14 protein-coding genes are annotated in these 19,701 nt (G+C 35.6%); 5 read left to right on the plus strand and 9 right to left on the minus strand.

Annotated elements, in window-relative coordinates; all coding sequences use genetic code 11:
• Positions 1-88: 88 nt before the first annotated feature.
• The gene (locus G551_RS0104950) at positions 89-2,896 is read left to right on the plus strand and encodes an alpha-amylase family glycosyl hydrolase (RefSeq protein WP_027884516.1); all 2,808 of its coding nucleotides are present in this window, start codon (positions 89-91) and stop codon (positions 2,894-2,896) included.
• Between the two features lie 76 nt (positions 2,897-2,972).
• On the opposite strand, the gene G551_RS0104955 is transcribed toward G551_RS0104950, so the two are convergent.
• Together G551_RS0104955 and G551_RS0104960 are read right to left on the minus strand one after the other, a co-directional pair.
• Positions 2,973-4,811: a DUF885 domain-containing protein gene (locus tag G551_RS0104955; protein WP_027884517.1), complete on the minus strand. Its 1,839-nt coding sequence runs from the start codon at positions 4,809-4,811 to the stop codon at positions 2,973-2,975.
• A 6-nt stretch (positions 4,812-4,817) separates the two neighbouring features.
• A complete protein-coding gene (locus G551_RS0104960; protein ID WP_027884518.1) occupies positions 4,818-6,674 on the minus strand; it encodes a CocE/NonD family hydrolase in 1,857 nt (618 codons plus the stop codon).
• Positions 6,675-6,856: 182 nt separating this feature from the next.
• On the opposite strand from G551_RS0104960, the gene G551_RS0104965 reads away from it, so the two are divergent.
• Genes G551_RS0104965 through G551_RS0104975 form a run of 3 tightly spaced genes read left to right on the plus strand, consistent with a single transcriptional unit; the run spans position 6,857 to position 9,338 of the window.
• Positions 6,857-7,444, plus strand: a complete 588-nt coding sequence (locus G551_RS0104965; protein WP_027884519.1) for a penicillin-binding protein activator LpoB — start codon at positions 6,857-6,859, stop codon at positions 7,442-7,444.
• Positions 7,445-7,455: 11 nt separating this feature from the next.
• Positions 7,456-8,943 (plus strand): COG3014 family protein, encoded by a 1,488-nt coding sequence (locus tag G551_RS15430; RefSeq protein WP_051191267.1) that lies wholly within the window; start codon positions 7,456-7,458, stop codon positions 8,941-8,943.
• Between the two features lie 2 nt (positions 8,944-8,945).
• Positions 8,946-9,338 (plus strand): hypothetical protein, encoded by a 393-nt coding sequence (locus G551_RS0104975; protein ID WP_027884520.1) that lies wholly within the window; start codon positions 8,946-8,948, stop codon positions 9,336-9,338.
• Positions 9,339-9,340: 2 nt separating this feature from the next.
• Here the strand turns inward: G551_RS0104975 and G551_RS0104980 are convergent, their stop codons facing one another.
• The 6 genes from G551_RS0104980 to G551_RS0105005 all read right to left on the minus strand — a co-directional run bounded on the left by G551_RS0104980 (position 9,341) and on the right by G551_RS0105005 (position 16,845).
• Positions 9,341-11,383: a protein-disulfide reductase DsbD family protein gene (locus tag G551_RS0104980; RefSeq protein ID WP_027884521.1), complete on the minus strand. Its 2,043-nt coding sequence runs from the start codon at positions 11,381-11,383 to the stop codon at positions 9,341-9,343.
• A complete protein-coding gene (tilS, locus tag G551_RS0104985) occupies positions 11,373-12,689 on the minus strand; it encodes a tRNA lysidine(34) synthetase TilS (protein ID WP_027884522.1) in 1,317 nt (438 codons plus the stop codon). Before tilS ends, G551_RS0104980 begins: the two co-directional genes overlap by 11 nt.
• Positions 12,690-12,856: 167 nt before the next feature.
• Positions 12,857-14,152 carry an aminodeoxychorismate synthase component I gene (gene pabB, locus G551_RS0104990; protein WP_027884523.1) on the minus strand — a complete coding sequence of 432 codons (1,296 nt, stop codon included), beginning with the start codon at positions 14,150-14,152 and terminating at the stop codon, positions 12,857-12,859.
• Between the two features lie 126 nt (positions 14,153-14,278).
• Positions 14,279-14,821 (minus strand): NADPH-dependent FMN reductase, encoded by a 543-nt coding sequence (locus tag G551_RS0104995; protein ID WP_027884524.1) that lies wholly within the window; start codon positions 14,819-14,821, stop codon positions 14,279-14,281.
• Between the two features lie 72 nt (positions 14,822-14,893).
• Positions 14,894-16,294, minus strand: a complete 1,401-nt coding sequence (gene lpdA / locus G551_RS0105000; RefSeq protein WP_027884525.1) for a dihydrolipoyl dehydrogenase — start codon at positions 16,292-16,294, stop codon at positions 14,894-14,896.
• Between the two features lie 89 nt (positions 16,295-16,383).
• Positions 16,384-16,845, minus strand: a complete 462-nt coding sequence (locus tag G551_RS0105005) for an Lrp/AsnC family transcriptional regulator (RefSeq protein WP_027884526.1) — start codon at positions 16,843-16,845, stop codon at positions 16,384-16,386.
• 159 nt (positions 16,846-17,004) lie between these two features.
• Between G551_RS0105005 and G551_RS0105010 the strand changes: the two genes are divergently transcribed.
• Positions 17,005-18,204 (plus strand): aminotransferase class I/II-fold pyridoxal phosphate-dependent enzyme, encoded by a 1,200-nt coding sequence (locus G551_RS0105010; protein WP_027884527.1) that lies wholly within the window; start codon positions 17,005-17,007, stop codon positions 18,202-18,204.
• A gap of 49 nt (positions 18,205-18,253) precedes the next feature.
• Here G551_RS0105010 and G551_RS0105015 read toward each other — a convergent pair whose 3' ends face one another.
• Positions 18,254-19,633, minus strand: a complete 1,380-nt coding sequence (locus tag G551_RS0105015) for a hypothetical protein (protein WP_027884528.1) — start codon at positions 19,631-19,633, stop codon at positions 18,254-18,256.
• Between the last annotated feature and the right edge of the window lie 68 nt (positions 19,634-19,701).

Below are 19,701 nucleotides of genomic sequence, written 5' to 3' on the forward strand. Positions count from 1 at the left end.
TTTACATCAAAGCCCTGAATACAAATCACATCGTTTTTAATGATATTGAAGTATTCAGGGCTTTTTTTAAACAATTAAATTATTATTTATGAAAAATAAAATACTTTCGGTCGTATTTATGCTCTTTGCAAGCTTTATATTTGCACAGCAGCAAAATGCAACCTTTACGCTCACTCCGGCACAATTTAACCCGGACGATCAGGTGACGATTACGGTTTCCGGAGTTAATTTATCAACTTGGGGTGTTTCAGATCTTTATTTATGGACGTGGTTTTACGATCTAAACGATCAAAATCAGCAAGATTCTCCTACTAATGGAAGCTGGGGAAATTCAGATGAAGCGCAAAAATTCACCGACAATGGTAACGGAACTTATTCGTTTACTTTCATTCCGCAAAACCTTTACGGTACTTCTAATATTGGTAGTATTGGGATGTTAGCAAAAGCTAAAGATGGTAGTGGCGATAAAAAAACACAAGACCATTTTGTTGAAGTGGGTGTTTTTCAATTTAATTTAAACAGTCCTACCGATAATGTTACCATTTTAAATAGCGGAAATACGTTAAACATTGACGCATCGACTACCGTAAATGCCAATTTCGAATTATTTGCCAATGGTACAAGTATCGATACACAAAACAATCAACAATCATACACTTACAATTACACGCTAACACAAGACACTAATTTTGAATTGGTAGCTACAGATCCTTCAACATCAAGTAGTTTAACGGCTACTTTTCAAGGAATTGTAACACCTAACCCAACTCAGGCTGCAGTTCCTGCAGGAATGGAAGACGGGATCAACTTCGACGCCAACAACCCGAACACGGCTACTTTAGTACTTTACGCACCCGACAAAGATTTTGTTCACGTAATTGGCAACTTCAATAACTGGAGTATAGACAGTGATTATTTAATGAATTACGATGCTGCTCAAGAAAAGTATTGGATAACTTTAAATAACTTAGACCAAACCGGTGACGATATTTTATTTCAATATTTAATCGATGGTGAAATTAATGTTGCAGACCCCTACTCGACTTTAATTTTATCTCCTTACGACGATCCTTTTATTTCGCAAAGTACTTTTGCAAACATTCCTGCATATCCTACCGGAATGACGACCGAAGCTATTTCTTGGATCAGAAGAAATGCTCCTTCTTATACTTGGCAAAACACCAATTTTACGCCACCGGCAAAAGAAGACTTAGTGATTTATGAGCTATTAATTCGTGATTTTGACGATGTACAAAATTTCGATGCAGTTAAAAACAGATTAGATTACTTAGAAGATTTAGGAGTAAATGCTATTGAATTAATGCCGGTTTCAGAATTTGACGGAAACTTAAGCTGGGGATACAATCCTGCATTTCATATGGCATTAGATAAATATTACGGTAGCCCAGAAATGTTTAAAGAGTTTGTAGATGAATGTCACTCTCGTGGGATCGCGGTAATTCTAGATGTTGTTTATAATCACGCTACAGGTCAAAGTCCGCTTTACAGAATGTATAACAATTGTGACGGTTGCACTGGTGGAATCGTTGCTACAGATTCTCCATACTTTAATGTTTCTGCTACACATACCTACAGCGTTTTTAACGATTTTAATCACCAATCTCAAGCAACTAAAGATTATGTAAATAAAACTGCTGAATATTGGATTGAAGAATTTCATATCGACGGTTACCGTTGGGATTTAACCAAAGGCTTCACCCAAAACTGTAGTGGAAACGAAAGTTGTACCAATAGTTACCAAGCAGATCGTGTGCAGGTTTTAAAAGATTATGCCGATACACAATGGGCAGTAGATTCAGACTTTATGATCATTTTCGAACATTTAGGAAATGGTACTTCTAGAGATGAAGAAATCGAGTGGTCTAACTATCGTTTAAGCGAAGGAAAAGGAATTATGTTCTGGAATAAACAAACAGAACCTTATAATGAAGCTACAATGGGATATCATAATTCATCTAATTTCTCAGATATTTCTTATGAAAATATTGGGCTTGCACAACCAATGAACGTAGGTTATATGGAAAGTCACGATGAAGAGCGCCTAATGTTCAAAAACTTAGCTTATGGTAATAGCGATGGGTCTTACGATGTTACCGATCTTTCTACCGCATTGGATCGTATGGAAACTGCCGGAGCATTTTTCTTTACCGTTCCGGGTCCTAAAATGATTTGGCAGTTTGGAGAATTAGGTTACGATACGAGTATTTTTACGTGTACCGATGGTACTATTCCTAATGATGACAGTTGTAAACTTTCTGAAAAACCAGACGGTTGGGATTTCTTAACAGAAACCGATCGTACAGATCTTTATGATGCTTATGCGCAAATGATCGCTTTGAAAAAATCAAATGAAATTTTTGCAACCGGAAGCATCGATATGAATGTTGGGAATAGCAACGGACTTAAATCTATTCACCTAGAAAATACAAGCGCAACAGGAACAGAACTTCAATACGTAACCATTATTGGTAATTTTGGAGTAACCACGCAAAGTATAGATCCTGCATTTCAAGAAACAGGAACTTGGTATAATCTAATGACTGGTAATACTTATCAAGTAAATAATACCAACAGTACTATTTCTTTAGCGCCGGGTGAATATTTTATCTATGGTAATGAAGAAGCTAATTTAAGTAACACTTCTTTTGAAGCCTCAACGATTAGCCTTTACCCTAACCCAGCAAACGGAAGTATTTATTTATCTGAAGAAGTAAACAGTATTCATATTTACGATATTACCGGTAAGCAAATTCTTACTAAAGAAAACATTCGCCCTAACCAAGCGATCGATGTTTCAGCTTTCCATAAAGGAATTTACCTTGTTCAATTAGAACAAAACGGAAATACAATCCAAAAGAAATTAGTGGTCAACTAAGTTAACAGATGTTAGCCAAAAAAAGGAGAAGTTCAAAAAGCTTCTCCTTTTTATTTATATATATTTTTTCTAAAGTTTATGCTGCGGAAGCATTTTTCGCTTCAATATAATCTTCTACCAGTTTTTCTAACACATCGAGTGGCACTACTCCATTGGTTAAAATAACATCGTGAAATTCTCGGATATCAAAATCTTCTCCTAAGGCTTTTTTGGCTTTTGCGCGTAAACTTAAAATTTTGATCATTCCTATTTTATAAGATGTCGCTTGTCCCGGTAATACAATATGGCGGTCAACCATTTTTATACAATCACTTTCTGCGTTTGGCGTATTATCTTTATAAAACTGAATTGCTTGTTCGCGTGTCCATTTTTTGGCGTGAATACCGGTATCGACTACCAAACGGCAAGCGCGCCAAAGTTCTGCGGTTAACCTACCAAAATCTGAATAAGGATCTTTGTAATACCCGATCTCTTTTGGTAATAATTCGCTATACAAACCCCAACCTTCAATATAAGCGCCATAAAATAAATGTTTTCTAAATTCTGGCATACTCTCTAACTCTTGCGCAATAGCAATTTGCATATGATGCCCGGGAATCCCTTCGTGATAAGCCAAAGCTTCCATTTGGTATTTAGAAACGGCTTTCATATCGTAAAGATTTACATAATACGTTCCTGGGCGAGAACCATCTAATGCGGGACGCTGGTAAAAAGCAATTCCTGCACTTTTTTCTCGAAAAGCTTCGACCGGTTTCACCACTAATTCTGCTTCGGGTTGCGTGATAAATAATTCATCTAAATTAGAACGCATCTTGTCAATAATCGAAGTTGCCTTTTTTAAATAAGCGGCTTTTCCGTTTTCACTTTGCTCGTAGTAAAACTGCTCGTCTTCTTTCATAAACTTGAAAAAATCTTGCAGCGATCCTTCAAAATCTACTTTTTTCATGATCGTTTCCATCTCTTTATGAATACGATCGACTTCTTCTAAACCTACTTTATGAATTTCATCTGCAGAAAGATGCGTAGTCGTGTAATAGTTTAATCGGTTTTGGTAATACTCATCTCCTTTTGGGAATTTCCAAACCCCGTGATCTGCCGTCGCGCGCTGATCTTCATCTAATAAAGTTTGTATTAAACTTTCGTAAGCCGGCTGTACATTTTCTTTCAATACTTTCTTGGCTTGCGCTAATAATTCTTTTTTCTTTTCTTTTGAAATTTCTAGCGCAGTTATTTTATCTGAAAAATCTTGTAGCAACACACTATTCTCTTTTGAATCGCTAAAAGGTTTACCGGTAATCACGTTTTTAGAATCTTCTAAAACTTTGGTAAATACGAATTTTGGAGGCAAAACTCCATTTTTCTCTCGTATTTGCATGGTTTTAATAATATCTTCAAAAACCTTTTGCATCCCTTTTAAACGCTCAATATAAGCGGTTGCATCTGCTACAGAATCGATTCGATGTTGATTGATTAGAAACGCCGGAAGACTCGAATGATAACCGCCCATCTGGTTAATAGGATAATCGTAAAAACGGAATTTATAATCGTTAATTTCTGTTTCTAATTCTCGACGCATGAGTTGATAGCTCAACTTTTCTGACTTAGAAAGTGCATTTACATTAATACTATCTTTTAAGTACGTTAAGCGCTTTTTCGCTTTTTCTAGATCTTTTGGATATTTAGTATGCGAAAAATCGTCCCATTGTCCATAATCGGTTTTTAAACCAATTTGGGTTTGCATCATAGGTGAGTCTTCTAGATCTTCTTGATAAACTTTATCGAAAAAAGCCTGTAACTGTTGAGACTCTTGCTCAATTTCTGCAGTATTCATTTCACTTTTTTTGGGCTTTTCTTTACAAGAGATCAGCAGCCCAAAAACAGCAAAAAATAAGATAAGTTTTAGCTTCAGTTTCATTTGATATTATTTTTCCAAGACCGTAAATTCTATAGAAGAATCTCCAAAAACGGTATGGGTTTGTTTTTTATAATCGCTTTTTTCAGCATTAAAAATATTCGGTACAAACGTCTGCGGGTTCAAATTGATTAAAGGAAACCACGTACTCTGTACTTGTATTTGGATTTTATGTCCTTTTTTAAAAGTATGATAAATTCCCTGTAAAGTGAAATCGATATCTGTTTTTTGATTTGGGACACTCGCTTCCGCTTTTTCGAATCCGTTTCTAAATCTTGCCGGTAAAACTTCGCTACGCACCATCATGTGATAATTCGACATTTTTAAATGGTCTTGTACTTCTTCCGTATCTTCTGCATCGGCAGGATAAACATCGACTACTTTCACGACCCAATCTGCATCGGTTCCTGTGGTAGCAACATTTAACTTCGCTTCGATCTCGCCGGCCATCGTGATATCTTCTTCCAACACTTCAGTCTCAAAAACCAAAACATCGGGTCTTCTGGCCGCAAAACGTTGGTCGTCAGTCATGTATTTTCTTGGCGTAAATACAATTTTAATATCTTCTGAATATGGAACCGGTTTTTTGGGATCGCTCACAAATTTGTTTTCGAAAGCCTTATTCGGTAAAGATTTTAATTGCTGATTTTCTCCTAAATAGTAAGTTTTCTTTTTAGTGGCTTTTGGTGGCCAAGCTTCAAAAGATGCCCATTCGTGACTTCCGGTATCGAACATCATCGCTTCCGGTAGTGGCGAGTTTTTCGGTTTTCCTTCTTCTTTCAGAAAGTAATTAAAGAAAACTGTTTCTACATCTTTTTGGTAATTTTCAGAAAGATCGTCACCAAAATAAACGTTACCAACGGCTTGTCGCTTAGAAGTTCTTGCCCAATCGCCGTGACTCCAAGGTCCGTAAACGATCGTGTTGTAATTGTTGCTATTTTCTTCAATCGCTTTATAACTTTGGAATGGACCGTATAGATCTTCCGCATCAAAAAAACCACCAACGTACATTACAGCAGTTTTAATTTTTTCATTCTTTAAATGCTGAATAAGTCCACGGTCTTGCCAAAACTTATCGTAATTAGGATGATCGCTTAACTGATCCCAAAAAAAGTTATCGGGATAATATTCATCTAATTGATTGATCGGCGTATGATCTAAAAAGAATTGGTATTGATCTTTACTAGGTAGTTTTGGGAACGTGTACCAAGATTCTGTAGTTGGTGCTTCAGTTTGATTACCAAACAAAGCCGTTGCCATAAAATAACTTAATAAATACGCACCGTTGTGATGAAAATCGTCAAAAAAGAAATCTGAAATACTTGCTTGTGGTGAAGCGGCTTTCAAGGCCGGGTGACCAGAAAGTAACGAGTATGACGTGTAAAAACCAGGATAAGAAATTCCCCAAGTTCCTACGTTACCATTATTGTTTTCTACATTATTGATTAACCATTCGATCGTATCATAAGTATCGCTGGCTTCATCGATCTCTTTTCCTTTTTTTTTCGGAATAAATGGTCGCATATTATCATAATCGCCTTCACTCATCCAACGACCACGAACATCTTGATAAACTATAATGTTTCCTTCTTTCATTAAAAACTCGTTCGGACCAATTTTCGAGCGAAATTCTCCTTCACCATAAGGTCGCGAACTATAAGGCGTTCGCTGCATTATGATCGGATATTCTTGCGAAGTATCTTTTGGTGAATAAATGGTGGTATGTAATTTTATACCGTCGCGCATCTCGATATCGACTTCTTGTTTGGTATAATGATCTTCTACTTTATAGTCACTTTGAGCAACTAACTGAAGTGAAAAAAAGGCAATAAATACTAGGGTAAAATTTTTTAAGTGGGTGTTCATTCAATTTATTTTTTTAGAAATCGCTTAAAGATAGTACAAATTAGATTCACAAAAAATCCCTTGTTTAGAGTGGTAAGCGTTAACCAATTCATTTTAAAATGATTAAAATTTAATATTAGTACTTATTTTTTATAAAATATTAACTAATTTAGAAGTGTTAAAATCAATAATAAACGATCATTATGAAAAAATCTTTTTCGCTTTATGCTTTTTTAATTTTAATTTCTTTTGCCGTGTTAAGCTGCGGACAAAAAGTTACTCGTGTGAGTGAAGATACCGTTACCGATCTTAGCGGTAGATGGAACGACACCGATTCTCGTCTTACTGCAGAAGAAATTACCAGTGAGATGATGGCTCACCCTTGGTACAACACGTATATTTCTCAAAACGGTGGCGAAGTGCCTGTACTTATTGTTGGGATGATCACCAATAAATCGCACGAACATATTGCTACCGAAACTTTTTCTAAAGACATTGAGAAAGCCGTAATTAATAGCAGTAGAATGCGCTTGGTACAAGCCGGAGCAATGCGTGAAGAAATTAGAGCAGAACGTGCAGACCAGCAAAATTACTCTTCAGCTTCTAGTATGAAAAGTTTTGGTTTAGAGCAAGGAGCAGACTTTATGTTACAAGGTACGATCAATTCGATCGTCGATCAATACAAAAAAGATAAAACCATTTACTACCAAGTAGATTTAGAATTAACTAATTTAGAGACCAACGAAAAAGTTTGGATTGGTGATAAAAAAATCAAGAAGCTAGTTAACTAAGCCTAATTTTTATGCGCATACCAACCAAAATTTGGTTTCAAAGTCTTTCCGTAGGAGTTTTTATCTTTTGTTTAAATTCCTGCGGAATCACTTATAACGATCGTTCTTACGAATTTCAAAATGAGGTTTATTATCGAAATTTCGGGAAAGCGGCCACATTGATCGAAGACAATAAATTTCTTTCTATAAAAAGAAACCGCCTACTCTACCTGATGGAAAAGGGAAAAGTAGAACATATGAACGGTAATTATAAAGAAAGTAATCATCTCTTCGAAGAAGCCTATATTTTAATTGACGACAGAATTAACACCAATGCCGGCCAGGCAGTTGCAGCCAAACTCACCAACCCAATGGCAGCGCCTTATAAAGGTGAAGATTTTGAAAAAGTAATGATTCATTACTATATGGCGCTCAATTATTTTCAATTAGGAATGCCTAATGAAGCTTTGGTGGAAGCAAAACGTATCAATATTAAACTGCTTGAACTCAACCAAAAATATAAGAAGAACAAAAATAAATATACCGAAGACGCTTTTGCGCAAATACTTCAAGGACTTTTATATGAAGCGACCGGCGATATTAATAATGCTTTTATCGCTTACCGTAATGCTGAAAAATTATATGCTGGAAACGATAATTCTTATTACGGAGTGCAAATTCCGCTTCAATTACAAAAAGATTTAGTTAGAACTGCTAAACAATTAGGTTTTACACAAGAATACCAAACCTATAGCAAACAATTTAATTTAACTGCGGAAGAAATTACTTCGCATCCTGCCGAAGCAGTTATTTTCTGGGAAAACGGTTTAGGACCTGCAAAAGATCAAACTCAAATTACTGCGGTAGATGGAGCTTTTGTAGCGGTCGATGATGCTGAAAATTCAATTTTTATTCCCATCCCACCGGGAACAAATTTGGGTATAACTTCTATTGCCATCCCAAAATATGTACAACGAGAAAGTTTTTATAAAGGTGCTCGATTAAAGTTTAATAACCAACAAACCAACTTTCAGTTAGTAGAAGATTTTTATCCTATTGCAAAGCAAACTTTGCACGATAGAATGTTACGAGAAGCGGTAGATATTGCTTTACGACTCGGCGCAAAAAAAGCTACCAGCGCAGGTTTAGGTGCGATTGCAAAAGAACTTTTAGGCGATGATGCAGAAGGTATCGTTAAAGCCGGAGCAGATATTGCCGGTGCCGCCACCGAAAAAGCAGATACGCGAAATTGGCAAACTTTACCGGCAACGATTAGTTATGCGCGAGTTCCTTTAACTGAAAAGGAAAACAATACTTTTATTATTGAAAAATACGGAATGGCTACCGATAGTGATACTATTTCAATTCCGTATAAAAAAGGTTTGCAACTCGTAAGTTATTTTGATGTAGGAAAAGCAACAATGAATTATGTAAAACCTCAATTTAAAGTTCAACAAGATGAAGTTGAAAAGAAAGCGGTAACAGCCAAAGATTCTACTTCAACACAAAAAATTAAATAAGTATGAAGTTAAAATTACGCGATTTATTGATGGTAAGCGCCATTTTATTCTTAGGGTTTATCGCTTATTCTAATTTTAGTACGCTTGCTAAAAACTGGACTTCTACCAACTGCTACAAAAACATTCAGTATCGATTAGTGCAAGACGGTAAAAAAGGTAAGCGTTTTCGTTGGAAACTTCAGTTTAAAAATAATTATCATCAATTAGTGACCTTTAATTACGGAATTACTGAAGAAGAAAATAACTTCTTAACCAACCAACGTAAAACATTACAGGCTCACCAAACGAGTGAACCTGTAGAGATTTATACCGATCAGCAAAAATTTTATGTATTGGTAGACGGCTTAAGTTTTGAAGTTAGCGGCCATCCGACCGAACCTTGTGATACCGAATAAATTTAGTTTTTAAATTTATCGATTCCTTCTTGTAACCAAGCAGCGTATTCTTCAACATCTGGTGTGTACGCAACAGGTTTATTCAGCATATTTTCTTCGTGATCTAATAAAATGTAATAAGGTTGAGCATTTACGCCATAATGCTCAATCTGAAAATCGCTCCACTTATTACCAACGGTTCTTATACGTTTTCCGGTGGTTTTGCTGGTATATTGCTCGTCTTCCGGCAATGCATCTTTCACATCGACATATAATGAAATTAACACCACATCGTTTTTCAATTTTCCTAACACTTGCGGTTCACTCCACACGCGTTCTTCCATTTTTCTACAATTAGCACATACAAGTCCGGTAAAATCGAGTAAAACCGGTAAATCTTTCTTTTTCGCGTATTTCATTCCTTTATCATAATCTTTAAACATCACGATATCGTTTGGGCCTAAATAAGCATCTTCAGGAAACTCATCGTTGCTAGCACCGCCAGAACCTAATTTTTTATAACCTACTCCATACGGAGATTCACTATAATTCATCGGCGGAGTTACACCGCTTAAAATTTTTAATGGCGCGCCCCAAAGTCCGGGAATTAAATAAACCGTAAACGCTAAGGTTAATAAACCTAATAAAAGTCTTCCGACAGAGATATGTGGTAATTCAGAATCGTGCGGAAGTTTCATTTTTCCGAAGAGATAATACGCTAAAGTTCCGAAAATAGCGATCCAAATTGCTAAGAAAATCTCTCTTTCTAAAACGTGAGTTTGCAAAATAAGATCGGCATTCGATAAGAATTTAAAAGCTAAGGCCAATTCTAAAAATCCTAAAAATACTTTCACGGTATTTAACCAACCTCCGGAACGCGGTAAACTATTCATCCAAGCCGGGAATAAAGCAAATAAACCAAACGGAATAGCAATCGCTAACGAGAAACCAAGCATCCCGATCACCGGTGCTAAACCACCTTTTGAAGCAGCTTGAACCAGTAACGTCCCTACAATCGGACCAGTACAACTAAACGATACGATCGCTAAGGCTAACGCCATAAAGAAAATACCGACAACACCACCACGATCGGCTTGGCGATCTACTTTATTAGCCCAAGAATTAGGCAACATAATTTCGAATGCTCCTAAAAATGAAATTGCAAAAATGACTAATAAAATGAAGAAAATAATGTTGAAAGTCGCATTGGTCGATAGCGCGTTTAACGAATCGGCACCAAAAATACCTACGACTAACGTCCCTAATAAAACATAAATCACAACGATAAAGAAACCGTATAATAACGCATTTTTAATGCCTTTACTTCTGGTTTTACTTTGTTTGGTAAAAAAACCAACCGTCATTGGGATCATTGGGAAAACGCACGGAGTTAACAAGGCTAAAAACCCAGAAAAGAAAGCTAAAAAGAAAATGGTAAGTGTGCTTTTATCTTCTTCTTCGTCAACATTTTCATCTACATTTTTACCCGATTGCTGAACTTGGCTCGCTTCTGAAACTTCTTCTTTTTCTGCTCCAGAAGATTTTTCTGCTGTGGCTCCGTAAGCTTGAAATTCATCATAATTTTGAAGGAATTTCACTTCATTCTCTTTCAGATCAAATACCACGTAATACTCTTCACCAATACAACTTTCTTTACAAACCTGATATTTCAGTTCCATTTTTACAACTGAAAGTTGCTCATCGGTTAAAGTAATGTTTTGTTTAAAAGTAGCTTCTTCAGCAAAGAAAATTTCATCTACGCCAAAAATTTCACTGTATTCTGTTTCAGATTCACTTTCGGTGGTTTTCCCGTCTAACTCGTAACCATTTCCTTCCTCTAAATAATTAAACCATAAAGGTAAAGGTCCGCCTTCGGGCGTATCTTGAGAATATACGTGCCAATCTTCTTCAATTTCAGCTTCTAAAATAAATTGGTAAGAATTATCAGATTTTTTTTCGATGCTTCCACTCCATTCTACCGGATTTACGACTTCGGGGGCACCGAATTGAGCTTGTGTAGAAAATGTAAATAAAACAAGAAATGCAAGTAAAATACTATTTCTCATAAGTTAGGGTAAGTTTTAATATAGTTGTTGTGTTCGGTTCAATTTTAAAACGATTATCAGTTCGATAACCAACGACCCAGGCAATTTTTTCATCGGAAATTAACACCCAGGTATTTTCTTTTTCTAGCGGCGACAATTTTTCATCTTTTAGAAAGTCGCTCAGCTTCTTTTTTCCTTTCATCCCAAACGGCTGAAAACGATCTCCCGCTTGCCATTTTCTTAAGGTTAAAGGAAACTTTATTTTTTGCGCGGGAAGATAAGCAATGTTTTGGCTAAACGCTCCCATTTCGTTAACATTTTCTAGGGAAAGTTGCTTTTGATCCCATTTAATTTCAGCTTGATTTTCTTCAATTTTTATAAGTTGATCTTCTTGATCTTTAATCGCACTCAAAATCAAAACTTCACGATCTCTTATTAAACGATGGGTTTTAGAGAATACCTGTTTGCCGGTTTGGGCTTCTAAAAGATTATAAACATCGTTCCATTCGGTAAATCCAAATGAATTTAATAACTGAAATAAAACTGCTTTCGTATGTGGTGTTTGCTTTAAATCTTGAACGTTTAAAAAATATTTCCCGTTTATTTCTTCCACCAATCGGCTAAACAAGATCGTCGTGTAATCTTCTAACAAATTTGCCGCGTCTTGTAAATTTTGCTGTGTTTGCTGAAAACTTTCCAACAAATTAGGATTTTCTTCTGTTAACTGTGGAATGATATGATGCCGAATTTCATTGCGTACATATTTATCGGAAGCATTCGAGCTGTCTTCTCGCCATTCGATTTTTTGCTCTTTCGCGTACTGCTGAATTTGCTCCCGACTAAACGACAATAACGGACGTACAATTTTACCATTTTGTTGCGGAATCCCTGTTAAACCGTTTAAACCCGTGCCACGAGTCGTATTGATTAAATACGTTTCTAGGCTATCGTTTGCATGATGCGCCGTTAAAATATAATTGAATTGGTGTTTTTCAGCTAACTCTTCAAACCAACGGTAGCGCAATTCTCGCGCGGCTAATTGAGTTGAAAGTTGATAATCTTTAGCGTATAATTCGGTTTGAAATGATTGCGTAAACACTTCAACTTGTAATTGTTCAGCTAAATCTTTTATAAACACTTCATCTTGTTCACTTTCTTCACCGCGAAGGTTAAAGTTACAATGCGCTAAACTAAAATTAATTCTGGATGCTTTACATAAATGAGCTAACACTACACTGTCAATCCCACCGCTAATGGTTAACAAACATTTTCCTTGAAGTAAAAACGGAAACTTAGCCTTAATATGTTGCTGAAATTCTTGAAGCATCTTGCCCTCAAAGATAGCAAGTTCTTAACGATAATTAAGTAACTTAAATTACAGAATTAGGAATTGATATTTTATTAATCCTGCAAGGTCTTTTTTTGACCTTGTAGGTATATTTTTTAAATCGTTTAAAACCTACAAGGTTTTGAAAACCTTGCAGGAAGTTTACATTATTTTTCTAACACCCGATGCATTGCGGCGGCTTTGGTTAGGCATTCTTCATATTCTTTTTCAGGATCAGATTTGGCGGTAATTGCGCTTCCGACGGAAAAAGAAAGGTATTTATTTGTAGAATTATATAAAATACTTCGAATAATGACATTAAAATCGAAATCGCCTTGCGGACTCATATAACCCACGCAACCACTGTATAAACCGCGTTTTGTGGCTTCGAGTTCTTCAATAATTTTCATCGCTGAAATTTTTGGAGCTCCCGTCATACTTCCCATCGGGAAAGTGCTTCGTAATACTTCAACCGGCGGAATGCCTTCAGCTACTTCTGCAGTAACGGTTGAAATTAGTTGATGCACTTGCTGAAAACTATACAATTTACAAAGTTCTTCTACTTCAACACTTCCTTTTTTAGCTGTTCTGGACAAATCGTTACGCACCAAATCGACGATCATCACATTTTCTGAAATTTCTTTAGGATCGTTTTTTAAACTTTCTTTTAAAGCTTCATCTTCCGCAGGATCTTGTAAACGCTTGGCGGTACCTTTAATAGGCTGAGAAATAACTTTACTTCCGGTTTTCTTTAAGTAACGTTCAGGACTGGCCGAAAGCAAATGAAATTCTTCTAATTTTACATAAGCAGCAAATGGCGGTTTTGAGATCGTATTAAGATCAAAATAGGTGAATAATGGTTGAAGTAGAAATTTTTCAGCATAAAATTCTTGACAAAAATTAGCTTCATAAATATCGCCTCGATGAATATGCACTAACATTTTTTCAACTCTTGCTATATATTCATCTTTAGTTAATCTAGCGTTTATAGTTGCTGAAGTATTTTCTTTTTCAGTTTGATAAATTGTAGAAGTGTTTAAAATGTCTTGCCAGTCTTCTTCCAATTCGTCATCGACCATCCCGAGATAATGCATTTCAACCTCGTCTTTTTTCAATAAAAAGATTTTTTTAGGTTGAAAAAAATAAAGATCAGGAAAACTTAATCCGTCAAAATTTTTAGAAGATAATGCTTCTACATCATTTTTGAGATCGTAAGTCAAATAACCAAAAATCCAGTCTTTGGTGGTTTGCTGGTATTCTTGTAGTTTGTCGAATGCGTTAACATAATCGGTTTTTAAAGCTGTAAACGCTTCCACCGCCAAAATTGCCTCATATTCTACACTTGAAAATTCATAGCTATTCGAATCTAACCAAACGACTTCTTCAAATTGATTTGCCCATTTAAATAGTTGATTTTTGAATTTTTCTGTAAGTGAAAAAGAGATTTTTTTTTGGGTACGCATTTTTTAGTTAGGAGTGGTTAGTTAGCAGTGTTTAGTTGGCAGTGTTCAGTATTCAGTTGGCAGTTGGCAGTTGGCAGTTGGCAGTTGGCAGTTGGCAAAAATCTAAATTATTAATAAATTAAAAATTTATTCTTTCAATTCTTGTTCAAAATTTGAAACCACATCATTTAGACCGAGTAGTAAAATTTCGTCGGTGATTTTATGATTTTCAACATCAAAATTTTCATTGAACGAAGGCAGACTAAAACTCTCAACGACTTCTGCACCGAAGCGTGGTAAAACATTTTTATAGTATTCTAAAGAAGATGCCGCGCCGCGTTTTCCGGGAGAAGTACTCATTAACAATACTTTTTTGTCTTGTAGAAACTTGAGCTCCATTCGGGAAAGCCAATCGGTTATGTTTTTGAAGTAAGCTGAAGGTCCGCCATTATGTTCGTTTACCGCGATCACTAAAGCATCAACTTCTTTTATAAGCATTTTTAAAACCTGAATATCTGCCGGATATCCTTTTTCATTTTCGTGATCTACACCAAACATCGGAAACTCATAATCGTTAAGCTCTAAGACTTTTACTTCGTGATTTTCGATGCGTCCCACTACATAATTCAACAACTTTTTATTGATCGAGTTTTTACTGTTAGAACCGGCAAAGGCAAGTATTTTTTTCATCTTACTTTAAAATTAAAAACCTCACGAATTTATAAAATTGTGAGGTTTTTTATCATGCTTATTTACTTTTTCTTAAGTATGCAAAGGTCTATCTTCTGTTGCAGCTAAAGCAGCTTCTTTCACAGCTTCAGAATAGGTTGGGTGTGCGTGACTCATACGAGCGATATCTTCTGCACTTGCTCTAAACTCCATCGCTGTAACCGCTTCAGCAATTAAATCTGCTGCACGAGCTCCTACGATATGAACACCAAGAACTTCATCTGTTTCTTTATCTGATAAAATCTTTACAAAACCGTCGGTATCGCCACTTGCACGAGAACGACCTAAAGCTCTCATCGGGAATTGCCCACTCTTATATTCAACTTTATCTTCTTTTAATTGCTCTTCAGTTTTACCAACAGAAGCAACTTCTGGCCAAGTGTAAACTACTCCAGGAATTAAATTATAATCGATATGTGGTTTTTGACCGGCAATTGTTTCAGCAACAAAAACACCTTCTTCTTCGGCTTTATGCGCTAACATGGCTCCTTTTACCACATCACCGATTGCGTAAATATTATCGGCAGAAGTTTTTAAGTGCTTGTCTACTTCTACTTGTCCGCGATCATTCATTTTCACGCCGGCAGCTTCAGCATTTAACCCATCGGTAAATGGCTTTCTTCCTACAGAAACTAAACAATAGTCGCCTTTAAATTCTACTTCTTTATCTTTTTTATCGGTCGCTTTGATCACCACCTCGTCACCGGTATTTTCAACAGAAGTAACTTTGTGAGAAACTGCAAAATTAACTTTTTGCTTTTTCATCACTTTGGTTAACTCTTTACTTTGCGCTTTATCCATCGTTGGGATAATACGATCTAAGTATTCTACTACGGTAACCTCTGCTCCTAATCTTTTATAAACTTGACCAAGCTCTAAACCAATAACTCCACCACCAATAATCACTAAGTGTTTTGGTACTTCTTTAAGTTTTAAAGCTTCGGTAGAAGTGATGATTCTTTCTTTATCGATATCGATAAACGGAAGACTCGCCGGTTTACTACCCGTAGCAATAATGGTATGTTTTGCTTCGATCGTAACTGTTTCTTCACCTTCGATCTTAATGTGTGTTTTATCTTCAAAAGAACCAACCCCTTGATAAGAATCGATTTTATTTTTATCCATTAAAAAATCGATCCCTTTCGTAGTTTGTTCAACCACAGAAGCTTTACGCTCCATCATTTTTTCAAGGTTCAATTTAATATCGCCAGTAAGTTCTATACCGTGTTCTTCAAAATGCTTTACTGCATCTTCGTAGTGGTGAGAAGAATCTAATAAAGCTTTAGACGGGATACAGCCTACATTTAGACAAGTACCTCCTTTGGTTGAATATTTTTCTATGATTGCGGTTTTCATCCCAAGTTGCGCGCAACGAATAGCGGCTACGTAACCTCCGGGACCAGAACCAATGACTGCAACGTCGTAAGTGCTCATAATTTAGTTTTGTTGATTTTTAAAACGATAACAAAAATACGATAAGTAATTCAATCAACAAGATTTAGAAGGCAAAAAGCGGTTATAAATTACAAAAGCGAAATCGATGTATTATTTTTCACCTGATTGATCATAAATGTGCTTTGTGTACTTGCAATTACTTTAATGGTCGTGAGTTTATTAATTAGAAAACTTCGGTATTCTTTCATATTACTCACATAAATTTTTAAAATATAATCGTAATCACCGCTAACATGAATACATTCTAAAACTTCATCGAGCTTTAAAATTTCTTTTTCGAATTTGGTGATATGCTCTTTGTTATGCTGAATTAATTTTACGTGACAAAAGACTAAAAAGTTCTTATTGATCTTTTCTGTATCGATCAACGCTACATATTTTGAGATCACTTCTTCCCGCTCTAATCTTTTGATCCGTTCGTGAATCGCGGTATTTGACATCTCTAACCGAAAGGCAATTTCTTTGGTCGTAAGTTTTGCATTTTGTTGAAGGATATTCAGAAGTTTTTTATCGATTTCATCCAATTTCATAACGAAAAATTTTCAGCATTAAAGAATTCAAAAAACAATTTTTAAAATTTAAATCTATAAATATATCTTTTAAATGAATTATTTTCTAAGTTGATTTAAATCTATTGATTTTATTTCTGAATTAATTCAATTTTGATAGAAATATTAAAACGAATTCAAATGAAATATAATCCTTCAGATAAAATACAGGATCTTCAATATTTTGGAGAGTTTGGCGGCGTAAATCCATCGATTTCAGATTCTTCTACCTATACTTTTCTTTCAGCAAAAACGATGTTCGACACGTTTGAAGGAAATGCCGAAGGTTGTTATTTATATTCTCGACACTCCAGCCCTAGCAACCTTTATTTAGGAGAAGCTTTAGCGGCGATGGAAGCGACCGAAGCTGCAACCGTTACTGCCAGCGGAATGGGAGCCATTACACCGGTGATTTTACAACTCTGTGATGCCGGCGACCATATGATCTCTAGTCGAACGATTTACGGCGGAACTTATGCGTTTATGAAGAATTTTCTTCCGAAGCTAAATATTGCTACCTCTTTTGTAAATATTACCAAATTAGAAGAAGTTGAAGCTGCGATTACTCCCAAAACCAAAGTTATTTTTTGTGAAACGGTTAGTAATCCACTATTGGAAATTGCCAACTTACCGGCATTGGCAAAACTTGCAAAAAAGCACAATTTACAATTGGTGGTCGATAATACGTTTTCTCCACTTTCTATTACCCCAAAAGAAATAGGAGCCGATATTACGATTCATTCGCTTACAAAATTCATCAACGGAAGTAGCGATACGGTTGGCGGCGTGATCTGTGGTTCGTTAGAATTTATTAATCAATTGCGCAGTGTAAATGATGGCGCGTGTATGCTTTTGGGCGCAACGATGGATAGTTTTCGATCGGCTTCCATTTTAAAAAACTTGAGAACACTTCATATTCGAATGCATAAACACAGTGAAAATGCAATGTATTTAGCTGAAAAATTTCAAGAACTAGGTTTAAAAACGGTTTATCCCGGTTTAGAAAATCATCCCGGTCACGAAACTTTCAAGCAAATGATGAATGATGAATATGGTTTTGGTGGAATGCTTACCATCGATGTAGGTTCTTTAGAAAAAGCCAATACTTTAATGGAATTAATGCAGGAGAAAAATTTAGGTTATTTAGCGGTAAGTTTAGGATTTTATAAAACTTTATTTAGCGCTCCGGGAACTTCAACTTCCTCTGAAATTCCTGAAGAAGAACAAGCCGAAATGGGATTAAGTGACGGATTAATTCGTTTTTCTATTGGTTTAGATAATCATATCGACAGAACTTTTGAACGCATGAAAGAATGTATGCAAGAAGTTGGGATTCTATAAACAAAAAACTCCGCTACTTGCGGAGTTTTTAATTTTATATTGAATTGATTTATTGACTAATCATTTCGATATTAAAGCTAGAACCGCTCGCTAAAACTTGAACATTACTACTTGAAGTATCTGAAAAGATACCAATAGATTCCCAAGCGTTAAGCTGAACTAATTTTTCTCCGGAAATCGTAATTATTTCACCGTTACTCACATTAGCATAAACTTCACTACCGGCAACTAAATTAGTACTTGAATAACCTTTTGCTAGAAAAAATTTAATGTTTTGTGAGTTACCGCCGGTTTTTTGAATCATTAATTTAAAACTAACTCTGTAAATACCGGGTTGATTTTGAATCTGAAAATTATTACTTCCGGCAGTAATTCCATGCTGAAAGTCTGTTGTACCAAAAGGAATATAATTGTATTGATCTAGATTTGTTGTTGAAGATTTTCTAATTTCAGCAAAATACTTCACATCTGGTGGTGCCACCCAACTTGCTTTTCCGTTAGCATCAGAGGTTAATACTTTTCCTGCACCTTGAGTTCCATCAGTAATTTTTATTGAACCATTTACTTCTAATTTTGCTGAAGGGCTTGAAGTACCGATACCTACTTTTGTTGCACTCCACCCAGTTGATTCATTATTTCCTAAAATAATTGTATTTGCTTCATTTGCAGAAGAATTGTAACCTATAGCCACAGCATTTTGACCACTTGCGCTAGAATTACTACCAATAGCAGAACTATTTTGCCCTGATGCCGAAGATGAAGTACCTAAAGCTATTGAATTATTTGTTGAAGAAGAAGTTGAAGCTCCAATTGCAATCGATTTGTAACCCGAGGCATTTGCATTAGAACCAACAGCTATTGCTTCATTACTTGTAGTACTCTCTGCAGCATCACCTATAGCAATACTTTTATTAGTATTAGCATTAGCATTTGCATTTCTACCTAGAGACATCCCTCCATTAGGTTGTAAATAACCAACCCTTTGATTATTGACTTTAAATTCTAAGGGAATATAGTTTGTTGTTCCAATAAAATCACCTTCACTAGCTTGATTACCGCCATCTGCCCAACCGCCAGAGCCAGCTTCTGTACCAGAACTAGATTGTAAGTTACTTATTTCTGCATCTAATTTTTCATTCGATACTAAATTTAACCAAGTAGAACCATTAAAATAAAACAAACCTGTATTTAATTCTCCATTAGCTAAATCTGTATTCCAAACAATTAAACCTTTAGCTGGATTTTCTATAGCAGTTACTCCTAAATCTATTCTTGGAAGTAAAACACCTTTATTTGAAGACTTAATATCGAGAATACTAGACTCATCAGGCTCAGTAGTTCCAATACCTACTTGAGCAGAGATATTAAAGAAATTAAATAATAAAAATAATATTAATGTTTTTTGAATAAGTAGTCTGAACGATTTCACATCTAATATTTTAAATTCGATGCAAAAAAATAACTAAAGCACTTAGCATAGAAATATATTCGCTAAGT

The organism is Mesonia mobilis DSM 19841, from assembly GCF_000423405.1.
Taxonomy (GTDB): domain Bacteria; phylum Bacteroidota; class Bacteroidia; order Flavobacteriales; family Flavobacteriaceae; genus Mesonia; species Mesonia mobilis.